The following is a 19486-nucleotide window of genomic DNA, read 5'->3' as shown; positions in this document are numbered from 1 at the left end:
CATTAAACCCCTGAAGGCTTGTTCAAGCTATGAAATTGGGTGTGGGTGCCGCGCGAAGCGCGGCACCCACACCCAATTTCATAGCCCAAATCAGTAACGTCAAAAGAAGGATCGGTTCACGAATCTGTGAGCCTATGTGATCCTAAACGGTGGTAGGAGAGTGTTATCAGTGCCTTCACGGCAGATGCAGATATAGACTACCGATTCAAGTTAGTTTTACCTTCCTGGATCGTTTCTCCCACGATCGCACGAATGCCATCGAGCGTCGCCGGAACGGAACGAGGATCCATAAACATTACCTTACTGCTACCGCTGTTGCCGATCGCCGTTCCCATTTCCATGTAGTTTTGCGCCAGGATGAACTGAAGTGCTTCCTGCGAACGAGGATCTGATTGCAACGCTTTCCCAATAATTTGCAGTGCTTCAGCCGCACCCTGCGCTTTTAAAACCCTCTCCTGGCGTTCTGCCTGGGCTTTCAGTACCAAACTCTTTTGCTCTGCTTCAGCCTTAAGAATCGTGGCTTTTTGTTGCGATTCAGCTTCCAAAATCTGCGCTTCAGCCCGACCTCTGGCACTGTTAACCGCCGATTCTCGTTCTCCCTCAGAGGTCAAAATTGCAGCTCGCTTTCTGCGTTCTGCCGACATTTGCAATTCCATCGATTCTTGCACTGCTTTAGAAGGAATAATGTCGCGCAGCTCAACCCGAGTCACTTTTACGCCCCAGGGGTCGGTGGACGTATCTAGCTCTTGCAGCAACAACTCGTTAATTTCAGACCGAGCAGTAAACGTCTCATCCAGTTCTAATTTGCCCATTTCTGCCCGAATTTGGGTCAGAACCAGATTCACCATGGCTGACTGCAAATTTTCAACCTTGTAGTATGCCTTTTCCATATCCATGATGCGCCAATAAACGACGGCATCTACTGAGATGGAAACGTTATCGCGAGTGATGCATTGTTGTGGCGGGATATCGATGACCTTTTCTCGAATGGTTTCCTGGAACACTACTCGCTGAACCAGAGGCAATGCGTAGTTTAAACCTGGGGTCAACTTTTTGCCGCTATACCGTCCCAAGTTTTCTACCAGGGCTTCGTTACCCTGGTTAATGATTTTAAAGCCGAGGAGAAAATATCCCCCAGCAAATAAGGCTAGAAACCCCAATAATCCGCCCATTTCTTACCTCCTAATTAAAACAATGACTACGGATTGATTACCGTAAATTTCGGATTGAGTTTTCCGGCATCACGATCAATGTGTTGCCTTTACGGCCGACCACATAGACCGTCTGATTGGGAGCGATCGCCAATTCTTCATCCCCACATTGGGCTGCCCAGGAGTTTCCTTCATATAACACTCGTCCGGTTTCTCTGGCAGGAATTGCGGTAATCGTTTTTGCCTCCACCGCATCTTCGATTTGGTAAGCCTTGCCTTGGGGAATAAACCGACGTGCTAAGACGGTCAAACCAATTGAGATGACTGCCCAAATGGCAGCTTGAAACCCAAACGACAGTGAAGGAAATGCCAGTAGCAAAAGCCCTACCGCGATCGCACCGATTCCCATTGTGAATTCTACAAAGGCAGTGGGAAAGACCACTTCCAGGGCGCAGAGAGCGATGCCTACAACAAACCAAAGGAAAACAGGACTAAAGGACATAGGTTAAATCTTGCATCGAACAAGGGGTAACGATAAGAATTTATGGCAACGCGACAACACCCTGCCGCCCTACTAAACATCATGGATTTAATAACCTGTAAGTTTATGGTGTGAGGCGCGGCACCGCCGCGCCTCACACCATAAACCTTGCGGTTTTCATTAATTCACGATCCTAAACATTTAATTTTTATGAAATTGACTATGAAATCCACGATCCTGCAAACACCTGATCAGAGATAGCAATTGAATGATCCATTAGGACGGGGTGCAGGGGTAGAACCCCGATCTGGAGGCACCACGCGCCTCTGTCCTAGCCAGCCTTTCGACTGCTAGGGAGTATCAGGTCTAAGCGAGATAGACTCAATTTAGCCTAGCTCTTGACGATTTATTCCCCTGATCCACTTATCTTTAGGCATGGTCGGCACTACTGTGATGGCGATCGCAGCGATGGCGATCGCCACCTACAAAATTTGGCGCATTCATTTCTGGATAGAGTAACGACAAGTTTTGTACCACTGAGAAAATCTACCCCCTGATAGATCCTGCAAAATGTATCTGGAATGGATTTTTGATATAAAATCCTATCAATAGTTACCCGTGTCGAAAAACCTGCTACGGTCAGCATGAGTAGCTTGCTTGGCTAGTTTTCAGGCAATCGATTTGGGTAGCAATGATTGGGATGGTGTTGGGTGTGAGTGAAACCATTTGCACAACGCATTTTTAGGGCTGATATTGCTCTAAACAAGTTTCCCAGCGCAGCAATTGAAGAGAGGACTGAACACAATGGCTTTTGAACAACCCGCTTTACCGTATGATTTCAATGCCCTCGAACCTTATGGGATGAAGGCGGAAACGTTTGAGTACCACTATGGCAAACACCATAAAGCGTATGTGGATAATCTCAATAAGTTGACTCAAGATACTGAGTTAGCCGACAAATCTTTGGAAGAAGTCATTAAAATCTCTTTCTCAGATGCCGCTAAAGCTGGCATTTTCAACAATGCTGCTCAAGTTTGGAACCATACCTTTTTCTGGAATAGCTTGAAGCCCAGCGGTGGCGGGGCACCTACCGGCGACGTCGCGGCAAAGATCGAAAAAGACTTTGGCAGCTATGATGCGTTCAAACAAGAGTTTAGTAATGCAGCGGCAACCCAATTTGGCAGCGGTTGGGCATGGCTGGTTGATGATGGCGGCACTTTAAAGGTGATGAAGACTCCTAATGCCGAAAATCCTCTGGCACACGGCAAAAAAGCCCTGCTAACCCTAGACGTTTGGGAGCACGCTTACTATATCGACTTCCGTAATGCTCGTCCTGCGTTCATTCAGAACTTTCTTGACCGCCTTGTCAATTGGGATTTTGTGGCTCAAAACATGGCAGCTTAGGCTGACCATGTCAAACCAAATGCCAACCCAATTTAATTAGCGATTACACCAGATACCGTAGGGGCGCATCGCGATGCGCCCTTACAGAAAATTGATGTGCCGTGCAGTCTGTTTAAATCGGTATCAATATCGCAATTCACGATTTCGTGGCGTACAAGCCGTGACGTGTGAGTGAATATAGGAGAGCCGCGCGGAGCGCGGCTCTCCTACAACAAACGCGATCTATCCAGGCGTAAAGCACTACAGAACTATTCATTAATCCGGTGTCATAGCCGACGCGCTATGAATTCCTGACAATGTGCTGAGAAACGACGCAGAGTGTCATTTCTCAGCACATTTCTTATGATCAAGAATTCGATTGAATCAAGGGAGCATAGCAAGCCCACATAGGTTGTGATACCCCTTTAAATTAAGAGCACGACAGATCTTTGCAGGGAGCTTGGCATTGCCAAGCCCCTCCTGAACCCGATGTGCCCAAAAATCCGTTTAAACTGGTATGGGAGACACATTGTAGAGAAGTGCGCCTCTCATAATGCGCTGATTTTACAACTCATTTAAGAGTGCTATATCCTGGCAGTTTTGAACTGACGATTGAGTTAAGGATCGTGAATTAAATAAGATCGAATATTAAACCGTTTGAAGGGGCGAACGGCCGTTCGCCCGTACAACAAATCATCGGAGTTATTTAATTCCTATTCCTAAGAGTTGCTTTAATCAACCGCTTTAGGTCGTTGTAATTCTAGCTTTGTCTGAAGCTCTTCCTTAATCCGGTTTAGAATCGAGGTTTCATCCAACGACTCAAGGATCGTTTTAACTACGGTTTTGGGATCGCTAGATCCCCAGGATGCGCCGTTGGCAAGATAGGTTTTAGTCACCTCACCTATGGCGTAAGAGGAAACCCCAGCAACCGCCGCTTGAGTTAAAGCCACTGACATATACGGTGCCAACGATAACCCTCCGGTCATGGGTATAGATAATCCCAGCAGGCTTTTGAGGGAACCCAAGCCTAAAACTGTCACCAGTTCAGTAATACTGATCCCACCGATGCCAATCATGATTTTTTGGAGGAGAGCGATCGCATCGTGTTGTGCCATCGTGATGCCATAAAGTTTAGATAAGGTCAAAATCATCACAACGTCAATAATCGCACCGCTAAACACATCGATGACGGTGACAGGGTTAATTGCGATCGCCACAGCTTTTAGTAAAACAGCATTCCAAATCACCTGATTGGCAGCGCGATCGCGAATTTCCATTTTTTGTTGGACAACCTTCTGGTTCACCTCATCTGCATATAGCATCGTGTTCAGCGCTACTAAAGACTTTCCTTCACGATTCAACACATCCAAAATCTTGAGCTTCAGATCTCTAACATTTGGCTTACCCCGTTCTACAGCTGTTGCGATCGCGCCATCGGCGCGGCGAACGGCACGAGTTACTAGCGGAGAAGCTGCCGTCATGACGATCTCATCCGGACTTAACAAACCTTTTAATCTCTCATCCTGCAAAGTTTGATAAATGAGGTTGCGGTCAGACTCAGAATACTGATCAATCTTGTTAAACACCAATAAAATCGGCTTATTTGAACGACACAGCATTGCCAGAGCCTCATACTCAACCCTGGTTAAATCGCCTGAAACGACAAACAAAATCAGGTCAACGTGTTTGACAATTTGCTGAGCCAACAATTCCCGTGCTTCACCCTCTACCTCATCAATTCCAGGTGTATCGATGAGCTGCACTTGAGAATTGCCCAACCCATGCAACGCAACTCTGACAACATCAGCGGTTTGGGTCGGTTCGTTGGATAATAAATCGTCGGTTTCTGCGATGTTGTTTTGTACCTGACTCCAGCTTGCACTTTGTATCGTCTGAGTCACGCCATGAGTTGGTCCCATTTCAAACACATCTTGCCCCAGCAGCGCGTTCAGAACAGAAGATTTCCCCCGCCCTACCATGCCAAATACGGCAATTTGAACCACCATCTGATCCAGCTTGTCTAGCATGTGTTCTAGACTCTGGATCTCAACCTCCAGACTTGACCGTTCCCGATCCGTCAAATCTAGCTTTGTTACCAAATTCTTTAAGACGTCGCGAGCCTCTTGATAGTTAAGCTCCGACTGAATTTCTTTGAAATTAGCCAGGACTTCTTCAAAGTCAGTCTCTGTGCCATCCAGCTGAGTGCTCTGTGTTGTTTGAGCACTCAGTTCTTGGCTATCATCTGAGCCATATTTAGATAGAGACGTATTCAATCTCTGATCCCCAGAACGTTTTTGAATCTGCTGTTCCTATCCTAAATAATTAGGATCAGAATCAGCACATCTTGGGGAGCATTATGGCAAATCTAAGGGTTAGAAGGCTGATCTCAGGTCAATTTCTCAATCGTATCAATGGAATCTCCTCTTACGGCGTGCCATGATAGCTTTGCGTTTGCGTTTTTCTTGAGGGGTTTCAAAATGCCGATGGGTCTTCACATCAGCCAGAATACCTGCCTTAGACACCTGCCGCTTAAAGCGGCGCAGTGCCGACTCAATGCCTTCATTTTCACCTAAGACCACTTGTGCCATACGTTTACTCCTCCATTAAGTAAAGCGGCTAACCAAAAACTTCTACTTTAATAATGACGTAGCCTTCGCGCCTTCTCAAGTTTAAATGAATGTTCAATCAATTAGGGTCACAAATTAAATAAAACCCTTAAGTTTATTGTTGGAAGCGGGGCGTCGCCCCGCTTCCAACAATAGCTCTACGATTCTTATGGTAGATCAGCTCTAAGACGTTAGAGAAAGACTACCATGAAACACCAAAACCTTGTGCCGCCTGTGTAGAGTGTTCATTGACGCTGATTTAGCCGATTGGATATTACCGGATAAAAGAAAGATCAACGGAGCCAAAATTGGTACTCAGGGCAATATTGAGATGCTCTAAAGCATCGACCAACCACTGTACGGCTTCACGATTATACGTTTCATAGTGATTGAATAAAATCGAGAATCGTCGCTCTAGATAGGGCTTTACCTTGCGGCAGAACAATACAATTCTCAGCAATATGCCTGTTGTTAAAATGGGACCGAGATTGGTTAATAGATCAATGAAAACAAAATGGTTGGGATTATGGGAACTATCGACAACCAGGAAGTTGAGCAGTTGGCTACAGGTGCGTACAACTAAAAAGTCGTTTAAAGACTGAGAGTTGCTGTCCGGTAAGATATTTTTTAGCTGACCATATAACTGGTTATTGAACTTTAACCTGCCGTATTCTGCATCAACGGTAGAGGTAATGTATTGATAAAGATCGTCTTTGAAAGACGCAAACGACGGAGAACGGCTGCTGCTGGAGGAGAAGCTACAGGCTAAATCTCGATGTGTATTTAAGCCATCTACCTTACCAACGTAGTGTTTTAAGGCTCTGCCCAGCTCTCGATCTTCGAGCAGAGTTGGATTTTGAATAGGTTTGATCAGACGAATCTGAGCCTCTGGGCGTTGCTGAGACGCCATCTGCGACTGACGCACCCGGTAGGTGACGTACTGAGACAGGTCAATTTCAAACTGATGTTGAAAATCAGCTTGAATTTTGCGAACGGTGTGTTGCTGCTCTTGCGTGCTATCGTCACTTAAGAGGCAATGCTCATAGAGATAGGGATACCGCCCAATCAGACTTCCCAACGGACTATTTTGGGGGGTGACGGTGTCTTCATTGGCTTGACTTAAGACTTCCGCTAAACGACGTAGCGTGTAATATTGTTCAGTCTCCGTAAACAGCTTAGCCAGTTCTTGTAAGCGACGGGTGGAGCGAGAGCGATGAATACCTGGCTGAGATGCTTTTGCTGCGGCAGCATCATCAAATAGATCGATGAGATGAGGAATAGCAAATTGGGACTGAACCCTAGATTGCCAACGGTTGATTAAGATGTGGCAGCATCGGTTCAGAACGTAGCGAAAATCTTCTGTTGCCGTTTTTGAAAAAACGACTTTCTCTAGAGCCGCAGCAACGTCAGTGTCTTCGTAGCGGCTACCGCCAATAAACAGTCTATGAAAACGCTCGATGAGTTCACTCGGTGACTCAAGCTCGACCCAGTAGAGCAAGTGATCGTAGATCTGTTGCTCCTCTGATGTAATCTGCCTGTTGTAACGACTCACGCGTGCAGTCACCACAGCTGAAAAATTCCTCAAGACATTTTTTGATCGAACATGCTGAAAAAAGACTGTGAAACAAACTTTAGCGACAGCCTACACTGATCCCAAGACTACTCATCAGTAGTATCTAATACTACCCAGTGTAAGCAATCTTATTTGTGATCATAGTCACGTTTTCAATGAAGATTCGGCAAAGGTTCTATTTCCACCTAGAAACCTTTGTTAGATGGCTTTCCAAAGATATACGCAAAAGCCGCTTGCGTTTGGCATCAAACATCACATAGCTAGACTCTGTAATGCTGAGTTCAAAAAATTCAACTGTCGGCAGGTAGAGGACGAAATCGTAAAAACCGCTTTTGCCACAGGGAGCATAGCTTAGAGTTTGTCACTATGGATAGGGGCTCAGACCCCTCATGCCCCATTTCAGTTTTAGAGCTGTGCAGTCCCAGGGATATAATCAGACCTGTCCTTGCGTTGTAGATGTGTGGGCTACATGTCCCTAAAGGTTTCTGTTGATCAGGTTGCGCGTGTTGTGGCAGCCCAGCCGTTGGGTTTAGTAAAGACGGCTCTCAGTGAAATTGCGATGGGCATTTCGACGGATAGTCGAGGGGTTGAACCCGGGCAACTTTTTTTAGCTCTCCGTGGAGAAACGTTTGACGGTCATCAATTTGTTGAAACGGCTCTGCGTCAAGGCGCGATCGCGGCGATTACCGATCACGAGATGAAAGGGGCTGATGGTGCGGTGCTGCCTCAACTGCTGGTCGAAGACACGCTCAAGGCGTACCAGGCGATCGCTCGGTGGTGGCGCGATCGCTTTACCATTCCGGTGATTGCGGTGACAGGATCTGTCGGTAAGACGACGACGAAAGAGCTAATTGCAGGAGTTTTAGCAACCCAGGGACGGGTCTTGAAAACGCAAGCCAATTTTAATAATGAAATTGGCGTCCCGAAAACCCTATTGGAATTAGATGAATCGCATGATTATGCCGTAATAGAAATGGGGATGCGGGGGGCTGGAGAAATTGCCCTCCTGACCCAAATTGCACGTCCCGATATCGCGGTGATTACGAACGTTGGCACAGCCCACATTGGTCGGTTGGGGTCAGAACAGGCGATCGCCGATGCAAAATGTGAACTGCTGGCGAATTTGCAGACCGCAGGCATCGCCGTGCTGAACTATGACAATTTGCGGTTGATCGACACAGCCGCTCAGGTCTGGCATGGAAAAACCGTTACCTATGGGTTAACGGGCGGAGATCTACAGGGGCACCTGGTTAATGCCGAAATCCTCAATGTCAATGGCATGAAATTACCGTTGCCCTTACCAGGAGAGCATAACGCCCTGAATTATTTGGCAGCTCTGGCAGTTGCCAGCATTCTTGAAATTGATTGGGCACCCCTGCAACAGGGCTTAGCATTAACCCTGCCTCAAGGGCGATCGCAACGGATTGATCTGCCTGAGGATGTGGTGATTTTAGATGAGACCTATAACGCAGGTCTGGAATCGATGCTGGCAGCATTGAAATTATTAGTTCAAACTCCCGGCAACCGTCATATTGCTGTGTTAGGCACGATGAAAGAACTGGGAGAGCGATCGCCCGAACTTCATCGTCAAGTCGGTGATGCCGCCAGAGCACTCAAGATTGATCGGCTGATCATTCTGGCAGATGAGGCAGAAAGTCAGGCAATGGCTATGGGTGCAGATCCAATTCCAGCAGAGCAATATTTCAGCCATGAGGCTGTAGTTGATCGATTAAAAGAGTTGGTACAATCTGGCGATCGCTTGTTGTTCAAGGCATCTCGTGCTGTTGGCTTAGATCGAGTGGTCAATCAGCTACAGCAACACTTGAGTTAGATCACATGAGTTAGATCACAAATAAAGACATCCGAATTTTTGTTAAATGGGGCGGATTCAGTCCATCCTCCGTAACAAAAAATCTTTAGAAATGGTGGGCTGAATGTACAGCTTGAACGAGATATTTTTGAACGTCAAACCACAGGTTTGACGTTCAAAAATATCTCTAACATCCGCAAACCCTGTTGTGATTGAGACTGTCTTGTTTTTGATGGGGTCGAAGGTTTAGTTGAGGAATTGGTAGACGAGGACACCGCGATCGTTTCTGCATTCGCTAAAATTTATCCCAATTCAGTTTAATTCCTGCTTCATTCTCTACCTCCCCAGATACTTATCTGTTACTATTCCTTCCTAGCTACTCTTAATAAAAACCTATTTGTTTTTGTTTCGAATAGGTTAATCTGTCTGTCTCAGACTACTTTTAAATGACCTCTACACCAGTTCCCCGACAGCCATCTCAACCTTCTGACTTCACTGGCGGCAATTCGTCGCCAGATATCACTCCCGTTTTTGCCCTAAAAGAACTGGTTTCGCGGTTGCGTCGAGAGCAAAACAAAATACAGGACTTATTAGGTTCTCTTGGGTTTGCTCTACGAAGTTTTAATAATCTCAAACAATTTTTAGAGCTGACCCCTTTAATCGCCAGTCGGGTTACAGATGCGGATGGCGGGGCATTGATTTTATTTAAAGCAGATGGGCAGATGCAAATCGAGCGTCTACACTGTCAAGATAATCAACAATGCCAGGATGTGCGTCGGGCGTTAGAATCTGCGACTCGTCAGGTTGCGACCTCTGCGACGCCGGGTAAAGTTACTGCCAATCCCAATAGTTTGACAGCGGCACTGGATCATTACGTCAGCCATGCCTTGGGGTCTGATATTCAGCTGTTTGGTACGGCGATTTTAATTAAAAGTACAGAACGGGGGCGACTTTACGTATTTAGTCGAGATCCTGACTATGACTGGACAGAAACGCGGCAGAAGTTAGTGAGGTTAGTGGCTGATCAAACTGCTGTGGCGATCGCCAACGACGAGTTAACAGTAGAGCTACGCAAGAAAGAACGGCTTGATCGTGAGCTAGAAATTGGAGCAGAAATTCAGGTACAGCTTTTACCCCGGCAATGCCCTCAAATCGAAGGGGTTGAGTTGGCTGCCCGATGTCAGACGGCGAATCGGGTGGGGGGAGACTATTACGATTTCATTCCTGCCAACTGCAATCCAAATCGTACCCAACAATCTTGTCCGGCTCAGCTAGAACGATGGAGCATCACCATTGGGGATGTCATGGGCAAAGGGGTGCCTGCCGGATTAATTATGACCATGCTACGGGGAATGTTGCGGGCTGAAGTGCTTAATGGACACCCTCCTGCCAAAGTACTCCAGCATCTCAATCAGGTGATGTACAATGACCTGGAAAATTCAAACCGCTTTGTGACGCTGTTTTACTCGGAATATGATGCCAAAAATGGCATTTTGTCTTATAGCAATGCGGCGCACAACCCACCGCTGTTGTGGCAGGCATCCACTCAATCAACCAAACGGCTGGATACTTTAGGAATGTTGATTGGGCTAGATGTCAACACGCAGTACTATGATGCTCAGGTTCATCTTCAGCCAGGGGATGTGGTCATCTATTTCACAGATGGGTTTACCGATGCTGCCAGTCAAACGGGCAACCGATTTGACGAAGAAAGGCTAACGCGTGCGTTTGAATGGGCGTGTCGCAATTGCCAACATCCGCAGGAGATTTTGGAGTATTTATTTAGCCAAGTTCAGCAATTTATTGGCTCTAACCATCACGCTGAAGATGACATGACATTAATTGTGATGAAAATTAAAGAATCAGATTAACTGACAAAAGTGCCAGAAGGCGCGTTCCTCCGTAGGGACAGGTTTTGCCGAAACGCTGACTGCAAACCGATCAGAAATTTGCTAAACCTGCCCTTACAAAGATTTGTCAGTCAATCGGGGTTGCGAGAGGTGCATTCCAAAGGGTACGTCTCTCAGACCCGCTGATCTTATAACTCATTGAGGACTATGATAGCGATCCTATTTGATTCCTGACTCCAATCAGGTGTGAAAGCGTCCGCCCGAAGGGCGGGCGCTTTCACACCTGATTTAGGATCGCTACATGTCTAAAACGTGTTTAGAAGAGTTGCTTTTACTTTCTTTTTAAGACGATAAAGTTGACACTCCAGATAGGATTTGGATATTGCTTTTTTAGAGATGCAGTTCAGGCATAATGGTGTTTGGGAATTTTCTCGCATCTCTAGCATTTCAAAGTCTGCGGGCTGATACAGTAGATCGGTCATAAATCGTGTCAATTTTTTTGTGTGAGGCGAAAAATAAATGGTGTTGGCTCATTTAATGCAAGATGTTGCAACCAATCTATCGAGTCTGTCTTCCTGGAATGATCTTTGGCAGACGATTCACTGGCATTCTTCGATCGATTGGAGTTTATTAGCTCAAAAAACATTTCAAACCGATGTTTTTGCAGGAACACGCGCCTGGTTCCAGAACTTTATCCAGACGGGTCAAATTTGGGCTTTGATTATTGGTTTTGTGATTGGTTATGTCTTACGGGGATTAACGTCATACGGCTAAATTCATAGCGCTAAATGGGGCGATCCCTTTGAGCATTAAAGGTTGAGCAAGGGTATTTATGCCTTCAGCAGAAAAATAAGGATCACTCCCCAACGATTGGGAATGACACGTCACAGTTTCCTAATGGATGGGGTCGTTTCAAAATCTGATTGATTCCATTTTTCTAGCGTGCGAGGGGTGAGATTCTGAAGGTATTGGTAATTTTTTGACCCTCTGACTGAGCAAGTATTATAAAAATTACTCACCCATTTGAATCACCACCAAAAGGCTCTATTCGTTCCCTTTATAGGAATGAAATGGATTGTGTTGTGTGGGTCACATCCGATTTACGCAACACAATCTACATTTAAATCAACTCTAGTTGGGGAACTAGTAGACCCAATTAAACGTTTTACAACGGAGCGCAGGGGTGGAACTCCTGCATGGGAGCGCAGCCCCCACACCTCAACGTTGCAAAATTTAGTGTTCGCAACACTAGAGTATTTCTTACAGAACATTCCAGTTCCTAAATTGGGATTGTGGATTGAATAAGATCTAATTCTTGTTCAAACAACGACGGCAGAGCCATCTTCCCTCAAAAAGAATGACAGGTTAATGAATCTGTGCTCCTTAATATAGGAACGGTATTTAGAGGTGATCTAGACCTGAATTTTGACCATAATAATCTACATTTCTTTCTAGACAGGGTAAAAAATTGGGTAACGAGACTCCACAACAGCAAACTTGGAGCCAACGGTTTGAGACGGCTCTGCATCCGGCGATCGCCCAATTCAATGCCAGCATTGGGTTTGACATTGAGCTGATCGAGTACGATTTAACGGGCTCTCAGGCTCATGCCCAGATGCTGGCGCATACAGGAATTATTTCGGCGGACGAAGGAGAAAAACTGGTCGCAGGTCTTGAGCAAATCCGCCAGGAATATCGGCAGGGGCGCTTTACTCCGGGAATTGAGGCAGAAGATGTTCACTTTGCGGTAGAACGGCGGCTGACAGAATTGGTGGGAGATGTCGGCAAAAAATTGCATACGGCGCGATCGCGCAATGACCAGGTTGGTACCGATACCCGTCTCTATTTGCGAGATCAAGTCCAGCAAATTCAACAGCAATTAAAGGCATTCCAGACAATTCTTCTGACTCTGGCAGAGAACAATGTGGAGACGCTGATTCCCGGTTATACTCACCTGCAACGGGCACAGCCGCTCAGTCTGGCTCATCATTTGTTGGCATATGTAGAAATGACCCAGCGAGACTGGGAACGGTTGGCAGATCTATATAAACGGGTAGATATCTCGCCGCTGGGCTGTGGTGCATTAGCCGGAACCACCTTTCCGATCGATCGCCATTACAGCGCTAAATTGTTGAATTTTGGCAATGTCTATGCCAACAGTTTAGATGGAGTGAGCGATCGCGATTTTGCCATCGAATTTCTCTGTGCAGCCAGTTTGATCATGGTGCATCTGTCTCGCCTGTCTGAAGAAATTATTTTGTGGGCATCTGAAGAATTCCGTTTTGTCACCCTGAACGATAGTTGTTCGACAGGTTCCAGCATTATGCCGCAAAAGAAAAATCCAGATGTGCCAGAACTGGTGCGGGGTAAAACAGGACGAGTGTTTGGGCACTTGCAAGCGTTGCTGGTGCTGATGAAAGGCTTACCCCTGGCTTACAACAAAGATTTACAGGAAGACAAAGAAGCCCTTTTTGATAGTGTTAAGACGGTCAAAGGCTGCCTGGAAGCTATGACGATTCTGCTGCAAGAGGGTCTAGAATTTCGTAGCGATCGCTTAAATCAAGCCGTCACGGAAGATTTTTCTAATGCTACTGATGTGGCAGATTATTTAGCCGCCAAAGGGGTACCTTTCCGAGAGGCATATAACCTCGTGGGCAAGGTCGTGAAAACTAGTTTGGCAGCCGGAAAATTGCTCAAAGACTTGACGTTAGAAGAATGGCAAACGATTCATCCTGCGTTTGAGCCAGATATCTATGAGGCGATCGCGCCTCGTCAGGTGGTGGCAGCTCGAAATAGCTACGGAGGCACAGGGTTTGCCCAGGTTAGACAGGCGATCGCCCATGCTAAAGAGCGACTCAATAGTTGATAAGCTAGAGAATACGGCTGTTTCTAGCAAGTCTCATGCATATCCACACTCTTGAGGAATGGCAACATTCCCACAAATTTTTAGCTGACCCAGAGCACGCCGAGAAAAATACCAAACTCGTCATGCTATTGACGGCAGTGACGATGGTAGCGGAGGTGGTGGCAGGCATCACATTTGGATCCATGGCTTTGCTGGCGGATGGGTGGCACATGGCAACCCACGTCGCCGCCTTCGGCATCACAATTTTTGCCTACCAATATGCTCGCACCCATGCCAATGACCCGACATACACCTTTGGCACGGGTAAAGTCAGCGTTTTGGGTGGATTTGCCAGTGCCGTTGCCCTCGCGGTGATCGCATTGATTATGGCGCTTGAGTCCGTCACTCGCTTGTTTCAGCCCCAAACAATTCAATTTAATCAAGCGATTGGGGTGGCAGTGATCGGCTTAGTCGTCAATTTGCTCAGTGCCCTGTTGTTGCAAGATCATCACCATCACCATCACAAATCCGATCCCGATCATCATGATCGCGATCGCCATGCCCATCATCATTCCGACTCCCATACCCACGATCATCCCGATCGCCACGTCCATCCTCATCCCGAGCACCATGGGCACGATCACCGTGAACATCCTCACCAAGATCACAATCTTCGTGCCGCCTATCTCCACGTCTTGGCGGATGCCCTGACGTCTGTGTTTGCGATCGCCGCTTTGTTTTCAGGAAAGTTTTTAGGCTGGGATTGGATGGATGCCACGATGGGCTTGGTGGGTGCTGCGGTAATTGCCAAATGGTCGTATGGACTGATTAGTGATACGGGATCGATCTTGCTGGATGGAGCGATTGATAAGCAAGTCAAGCTCGACATTGTAAATGCGATCGAAGGAGATGCCGATAATCGCATTACAGATTTGCATGTCTGGTATGTCGGACAAAATCATCTATCTACCAGTATTTCTCTGGTCACGCATTATCCACAAACACCGGAGTATTACAAAAATCTCCTGAACGGTATTCCTTCGCTCTCCCATATCATTGTCGAGGTTCACCCCTGTCAGGGAGAACCCTGTATGGCTCCTATGCCTGAAGCGATTCGTTAGTCTATGAGGAACAAGCCTAAATACTGAGTGGAATCAGATTATGCTTTGAACGCCATGCTCCGCATGGCGTTCAAAGCATAATCGTTCGTTCTTCAGGCATTGCTGCTGCTGAATTTGCTTGTTAGACTGGGTTAGAGACGGGCGATCGCCCATTCCATAACAATTCCATAACAATAAAGGATAATCCTATGGCTGAACGTCTGAAGCGGTGGGAGTCTCCCCGCCGAAAGGGTCGAAACGATAAAGGTAAAGGCGGCAGTGCTCGCCAACGGCAACGGCAAAAACAAATGCAAATGCTACGGCGAAAGCTTAAGCACGATGCAGATGATAAAAATGGAGGGAAGAGACCCGGTCTCTTCCCTTTATTGTTTCTTGCTCCGGTAGGGACGCGAGCGATCGCGGTTTCAATGGGACAAAAGTGTTAATGGATCGTATCTCTACGGATCTGTAACGTCGTCGTCGGTCGTTACGGGTATGTGCAACACCGGCAGGCGATCGCCCCGAAAAATCTCTTCACTGGCTTGCCCCAGGTCTTGCAGCACATTGGCTAACACTCGCCCCCCGATCAGTGCCAAGAGAACGGGACCCGTCGCTAAACTAATGAGTAAATCCGTTGGAACTTTAGATTGAGCCATAACAAAACTAGTAAGAAGCGAATGAATCAGTGATTTATTCCCTGAAATGCCGTTCAGATTTCGTATTAACCTGTATCAGCGGGTACCGGGTTGTTTAGCAATTGCAGCCGAGTGGAATATAGGTATTGCTTGAAAGCAATGCTCCGCATCGCTTTCAAAAAAATCCAGTTCTATCTGAATGCGAAGCGCCATAGACCCAATTTAAGCCGCTATCGTTGAACGTGCTAATTTTAGTGATTCTGGCAGATCACCTGCGATCGCACCTCCTGACCAGGAATGAGATCCGTCAGGATAAGTTTAAGAAACATCTTGTCTACGTTAAATCATTGTAATCATGTTGCAAGATGTCAGGAGTGTGTTATCCCTATTAAGACAAAACCCATTACAAAATTGTTGGCGTGGCGGTGTTCGCCCTTGCTAAATCGGTAAACCTGTTCAGTCTCTAATGTTGAATCCGGTGAGCAAACCTTTCCTCGAAAAAGATCAATCTCCTTTAGCCCAATGGATTTATAAAACCCTTGGGAGAAAAGGAGTAGTCGTCAAATTTCAGCTACGCGGCAATAATCTTTATCTCCTTTGCGAAAGCATTACTGTCCCCGATCGCATTGTCGTTTTGACGCGGCTATTGTGTGCCCTTCAGCAAATTGATTTAAATAGATTAATTCCTGCCCATCAACCGCAGATTTATCAAATCCACATGTATGGGCGCAAGGCTAAGCAAGCGCAAGCAGGCTGGAAAGCGTTGATTTACCTCAACCAGATTGACCGCCATCTAGAGCAACTCCGACAACAGGCAGAGGTGGCAGCCATAGGGCGATCGCACCTGGCTCAACGACTCAATACAACGGTTCCCAACCGTTCACCCCAGCCAACGGCAACCTTACCCTCTACGGCTGCTCCAGAAAGTTCTAGCCATAGTTCCAGCCATAGTTCGAGCAGTAACAGCGCCCTGGTTATTACCAATCGCAGTTTGGCGCGACGTGGCGACCCCGAAGGCATTGCCCGATATTTAAGCGAAACCCTCAGCCGACTGGGCGTAGCGGTCAAAGTTAAGGTAAAAACGTCGCCCTGCGCGAGTCGATCCCATTCCCCAAGTGCCGCAGCGGTTAACTCAGATGACCGTAGCGACGCGATCGCTCGTCGCCTGTGGATTACCTGCGAAGCCCTCTATAGCCCTGACCCCATGTTGATTGGCGAACCCGTCACCCAACAATTGCGAGAGTTAGAGCTAGAGGGATTTCGAGATGCCCTGGTGCTGATTCAGGTTCAGGGGGAAGAAAAGCCAGATTGGCTATTGCGCGTTGATCTAACTCCCCGGCACGAGATGTTGCGGGAATGGGCGCGTTGGGGTGATGTCGAAGCGATCGCCCGCTTGCTGAAGCAAACCCTTGCCGATGAGCATATTGATCTTTCGACGGCGTCTTTACAAAATGCCACCCTGCATCTGTTTGTCGGGCATTCACCCAATCAGCAGGGGTTACAGAGTGGCGATCGCACGCCGGACTTAGAGCGAGTTTGCTCGATCATTGTGCCTCTGTTAGAAACGTTGGGACCCCAAGGGATTCATGCGGCGACTGTCTATGGGCAGATCCCTGGCGAAGAAACTCCCGCCTGGGTGCAGTGGATTGATCTACCGGCAGCAAAACATCCGGCATTGGCAGACGCCCCGATCACGCTGGCAGAACAGGGAGACTGGGGTGCGATCGCCTTTTTATTAAGTCGGTTGCTCAATCCTGATCTGGATAAATATCTGGCGACGGGTGGCATTCGCACGCAGATTTTGCCTCGGCTTGATCTGTTGCACATTATGAATGATGCCCCGGTGTGTCCGGCTCAAAATCAAGTAGGACCAGCCGTTGCCCAGTTTTTCAAACAGCTGCGTCTGCCTCAAATTACGGGTGTGCGCGTCTATGGTCGGCGATCGGGACAAAAGCGCCCACTGTGGAGTTATGGCTCTGATTTTGTCTCCCGCCATCGACTCGTTCCTGAAGCGGTGCCCGAGTTTGCAGCTACCGATGCCTATGTCAACGATCTGGTTGCCCAGCCTACGGAAGACATTCTCCGCCCCGACCTGACCCCGGCAGATATTCAGAATGCTTGGGAAAACCTTCAGCGCACCCTGACCCAACGGGTACAACAAATTTTAATTGGTTCCCAACTTTTTGTTTCGGCTTCAGAAGCGCAAGACCTACCCTCGTTACCTGGGGCAACGTCAAGTTTTCAAGGCGCTGCCATTCTTTTAGTTTGGGGCTGTGTGGGTCTGTTACTGACGCTCCAGGCAGATTGGGGCTTGAGTCGGATGCTACAAATCAGTCAAAATACTGCTCCAGAAGCAACCGCACTGGCAGCGACAACACCTCCACCAACGCTATCAACTGCGCCTTCTGAAGTTTCCCCAGAACAGCCAGCGGCGATCGCATCATCTTCCAACCCTGCCAGCGGGTCTGAATTGACTGAACCGTCCGAACCGTCCGAACTGTCCGAACCAGACGAAAGTACGAGCGTGTTTAGCTCTTCTGCGTTTACCGATGACGGCACCGGCGAATCCAACGCGACTGCCGATGATGATGCAGCGGCAACTGCACCCATAGATTTGCCCTATACCCTTCAGTCGCCCAGTGCCCAGGCGTTGGTCGCCTCAATCTTGTCCGAAGATCCGCCCTTCTCCACGTTTAATAGCCGCCAGTTAGACGAAAAGCTGCAACTTTACTACCACTATGTTGAAGAGTTTGGACCTCCAGATGTTTTGATCGTCGGCAGTTCTAGAGCATTGCGTGGCGTTGACCCGGCAGCATTAGCCGCTGACTTAACAGAGCTAGGTTATACGGATGTCCGAATTTTTAATTTTGGTATCAATGGTGCCACCGCTCAAGTGGTGAATTTGATTGTGCAACAGTTGTTGACGCCTGACCAACTGCCTCAATTAATTCTCTGGGCAGATGGTGCCCGTGCGTTTAACAGTGGCACCGTTGATGTCACGTTTAATGGCGTGGTGGCGTCAGAGGGCTATCGCGAAGTTGCCTCCGGAAAATTGCCCACGCTTACCGCCTCCGATGTCCAACCTGCCAATAATGTTACGGCAGATGTGCTAGATGCATCTGCGTCGCTCAGCAGTGGCATTGGGTCTTCTCTGACTGCCAGTTACCAAGACATAGATCGATGGTTGAGTCAGCAGGTAGCAGAGGTTTCGTCTGTTCATCAAGATCGCGATCGCCTCAAACATGCTCTGCAAAATTGGATAACAGCGTTTGTGCCGAAAGCATCGCAACCCCAGCCTATTTCTGTAGTGACGACCGAGGCGGAAGCCAATTCAACAGCATCTAACCCTAATAATGAGTCCCCATCGCTGTTGCTGGCGGGGCAAGACATGATGGATCTGAATGGCTTTTTACCCCTCGCCGTCCGATTTAATCCCGCCACGTATTATCAGAAATACGCCAGAGTTTCAGGTCAATACGATAGCGATTATCAAGAGTTTCGGGTCACCGGCAAACAAGAAGTTGCCTTGCGATCGCTCTTGCAATTTACGCAATCCAAAGAAATTCCAGTCGTTTTTGTTAACCTCCCTCTCACCCAAGACTACCTCGATCCGGTTCGCCTGCAACACGAACAAGAGTTTAAGCAATATATGCTGAGCGTTGCCGTGGGCAATTCGGGCATGGTTTTTCGCGATTTAGGAGAGCAATGGCTGACGGGGTATGATTACTTTTCCGACCCCAGTCATCTCAACCGCTACGGTGCGTTTCAGGTATCTCAGCGATTGTCGCAAGATCCGATGATTCCGTGGTTTCAACCGCAACATATGAGTCAAAAGCAGCAGTAGTTTTATCTTCAGGGGTGCTGTGATTTTATACGTTTCTATCCTTTCTCATTAGCCGATGGTCTACAGCAATTGCAGGGTTAATCAGGACGGGGTGCAGGGGTGAAACCCCTGTCCGGTCAGCCCCCGTGCCCTTGTCCTAACTCAGTCCTTATGTTGCTATCCCTCGGCTCTGGGATAGCCTGACATCCTCAAGTTCGGACGGGTGATG

General features: G+C 47.6%; 14 protein-coding genes. 8 read left to right on the top strand and 6 right to left on the bottom strand.

Features of this window, described 5'->3' with window-relative positions; translation table 11 throughout:
• Nucleotides 1–197 precede the first annotated feature (197 nt).
• Both ACR6Z4_RS13525 and ACR6Z4_RS13520 read right to left on the bottom strand, forming a co-directional pair.
• Nucleotides 198–1172 (bottom strand): SPFH domain-containing protein, encoded by a 975-nt coding sequence (locus tag ACR6Z4_RS13525; RefSeq protein ID WP_479717809.1) that lies wholly within the window; start codon nt 1170–1172, stop codon nt 198–200.
• Between the two features lie 37 nt (nt 1173–1209).
• The gene (locus tag ACR6Z4_RS13520) at nt 1210–1653 is read right to left on the bottom strand and encodes an NfeD family protein (RefSeq protein ID WP_479717808.1); all 444 of its coding nucleotides are present in this window, start codon (nt 1651–1653) and stop codon (nt 1210–1212) included.
• A 783-nt stretch (nt 1654–2436) separates the two neighbouring features.
• Between ACR6Z4_RS13520 and sodB the strand changes: the two genes are divergently transcribed.
• Nucleotides 2437–3036 carry a superoxide dismutase [Fe] gene (gene sodB, locus ACR6Z4_RS13515; RefSeq protein WP_479717807.1) on the top strand — a complete coding sequence of 200 codons (600 nt, stop codon included), beginning with the start codon at nt 2437–2439 and terminating at the stop codon, nt 3034–3036.
• A 710-nt stretch (nt 3037–3746) separates the two neighbouring features.
• Here the strand turns inward: sodB and ACR6Z4_RS13510 are convergent.
• From ACR6Z4_RS13510 to ACR6Z4_RS13500, 3 genes are all read right to left on the bottom strand, one after another.
• On the bottom strand, nt 3747–5213 hold the full coding sequence (locus tag ACR6Z4_RS13510; protein ID WP_479717869.1) for a GTP-binding protein: 1467 nt from the start codon (nt 5211–5213) through the stop codon (nt 3747–3749).
• A 210-nt stretch (nt 5214–5423) separates the two neighbouring features.
• Entirely contained in the window at nt 5424–5603 is a 180-nt protein-coding gene (gene rpsU / locus ACR6Z4_RS13505) for a 30S ribosomal protein S21 (protein ID WP_479717806.1), read from the bottom strand.
• 292 nt (nt 5604–5895) lie between these two features.
• The gene (locus ACR6Z4_RS13500) at nt 5896–7188 is read right to left on the bottom strand and encodes a hypothetical protein (RefSeq protein WP_479717805.1); all 1293 of its coding nucleotides are present in this window, start codon (nt 7186–7188) and stop codon (nt 5896–5898) included.
• A gap of 475 nt (nt 7189–7663) precedes the next feature.
• On the opposite strand from ACR6Z4_RS13500, the gene ACR6Z4_RS13495 reads away from it, so the two are divergent.
• The 6 genes from ACR6Z4_RS13495 (at nt 7664) to ACR6Z4_RS13470 (ending at nt 15245) form a co-directional block, all read left to right on the top strand.
• Nucleotides 7664–9025 (top strand): UDP-N-acetylmuramoyl-tripeptide--D-alanyl-D-alanine ligase, encoded by a 1362-nt coding sequence (locus tag ACR6Z4_RS13495; RefSeq protein WP_479717804.1) that lies wholly within the window; start codon nt 7664–7666, stop codon nt 9023–9025.
• 425 nt (nt 9026–9450) lie between these two features.
• Nucleotides 9451–10875 (top strand): GAF domain-containing SpoIIE family protein phosphatase, encoded by a 1425-nt coding sequence (locus ACR6Z4_RS13490; RefSeq protein ID WP_479717803.1) that lies wholly within the window; start codon nt 9451–9453, stop codon nt 10873–10875.
• Nucleotides 10876–11373: 498 nt separating this feature from the next.
• Nucleotides 11374–11628, top strand: a complete 255-nt coding sequence (locus ACR6Z4_RS13485) for a hypothetical protein (RefSeq protein WP_479717802.1) — start codon at nt 11374–11376, stop codon at nt 11626–11628.
• A 694-nt stretch (nt 11629–12322) separates the two neighbouring features.
• Nucleotides 12323–13720, top strand: a complete 1398-nt coding sequence (gene argH, locus ACR6Z4_RS13480) for an argininosuccinate lyase (RefSeq protein WP_479717801.1) — start codon at nt 12323–12325, stop codon at nt 13718–13720.
• A 35-nt stretch (nt 13721–13755) separates the two neighbouring features.
• Entirely contained in the window at nt 13756–14820 is a 1065-nt protein-coding gene (dmeF, locus tag ACR6Z4_RS13475) for a CDF family Co(II)/Ni(II) efflux transporter DmeF (protein ID WP_479717800.1), read from the top strand.
• A 188-nt stretch (nt 14821–15008) separates the two neighbouring features.
• Nucleotides 15009–15245 carry a hypothetical protein gene (locus ACR6Z4_RS13470; protein WP_479717799.1) on the top strand — a complete coding sequence of 79 codons (237 nt, stop codon included), beginning with the start codon at nt 15009–15011 and terminating at the stop codon, nt 15243–15245.
• 12 nt (nt 15246–15257) lie between these two features.
• On the opposite strand, the gene ACR6Z4_RS13465 is transcribed toward ACR6Z4_RS13470, so the two are convergent.
• The gene (locus ACR6Z4_RS13465) at nt 15258–15455 is read right to left on the bottom strand and encodes a hypothetical protein (protein WP_479717798.1); all 198 of its coding nucleotides are present in this window, start codon (nt 15453–15455) and stop codon (nt 15258–15260) included.
• 457 nt (nt 15456–15912) lie between these two features.
• On the opposite strand from ACR6Z4_RS13465, the gene ACR6Z4_RS13460 reads away from it, so the two are divergent.
• Entirely contained in the window at nt 15913–19278 is a 3366-nt protein-coding gene (locus ACR6Z4_RS13460; protein ID WP_479717797.1) for a DUF1574 domain-containing protein, read from the top strand.
• The last annotated feature ends 208 nt before the right edge of the window (nt 19279–19486 follow it).

Source organism: Calyptranema fuscum S582, from assembly GCF_055793305.1.
Note: the sequence above shows the minus strand (reverse complement) of the source record. Positions and strands in the feature narration are given on the sequence as shown.

What these genes read in the sequence shown, in the direction of transcription:
- ACR6Z4_RS13525 (WP_479717809.1), bottom strand. Translation starts at nt 1,172, where the DNA reads ATGGGCGGATTATTGGGGTTTCTAGCCTTATTTGCTGGGGGATATTTT.
- ACR6Z4_RS13520 (WP_479717808.1), bottom strand. Translation starts at nt 1,653, where the DNA reads ATGTCCTTTAGTCCTGTTTTCCTTTGGTTTGTTGTAGGCATCGCTCTC.
- sodB (WP_479717807.1), top strand. Translation starts at nt 2,437, where the DNA reads ATGGCTTTTGAACAACCCGCTTTACCGTATGATTTCAATGCCCTCGAA.
- rpsU (WP_479717806.1), bottom strand. Translation starts at nt 5,603, where the DNA reads ATGGCACAAGTGGTCTTAGGTGAAAATGAAGGCATTGAGTCGGCACTG.
- ACR6Z4_RS13495 (WP_479717804.1), top strand. Translation starts at nt 7,664, where the DNA reads ATGTCCCTAAAGGTTTCTGTTGATCAGGTTGCGCGTGTTGTGGCAGCC.
- ACR6Z4_RS13490 (WP_479717803.1), top strand. Translation starts at nt 9,451, where the DNA reads ATGACCTCTACACCAGTTCCCCGACAGCCATCTCAACCTTCTGACTTC.
- ACR6Z4_RS13485 (WP_479717802.1), top strand. Translation starts at nt 11,374, where the DNA reads ATGGTGTTGGCTCATTTAATGCAAGATGTTGCAACCAATCTATCGAGT.
- dmeF (WP_479717800.1), top strand. Translation starts at nt 13,756, where the DNA reads ATGCATATCCACACTCTTGAGGAATGGCAACATTCCCACAAATTTTTA.
- ACR6Z4_RS13470 (WP_479717799.1), top strand. Translation starts at nt 15,009, where the DNA reads ATGGCTGAACGTCTGAAGCGGTGGGAGTCTCCCCGCCGAAAGGGTCGA.
- ACR6Z4_RS13465 (WP_479717798.1), bottom strand. Translation starts at nt 15,455, where the DNA reads ATGGCTCAATCTAAAGTTCCAACGGATTTACTCATTAGTTTAGCGACG.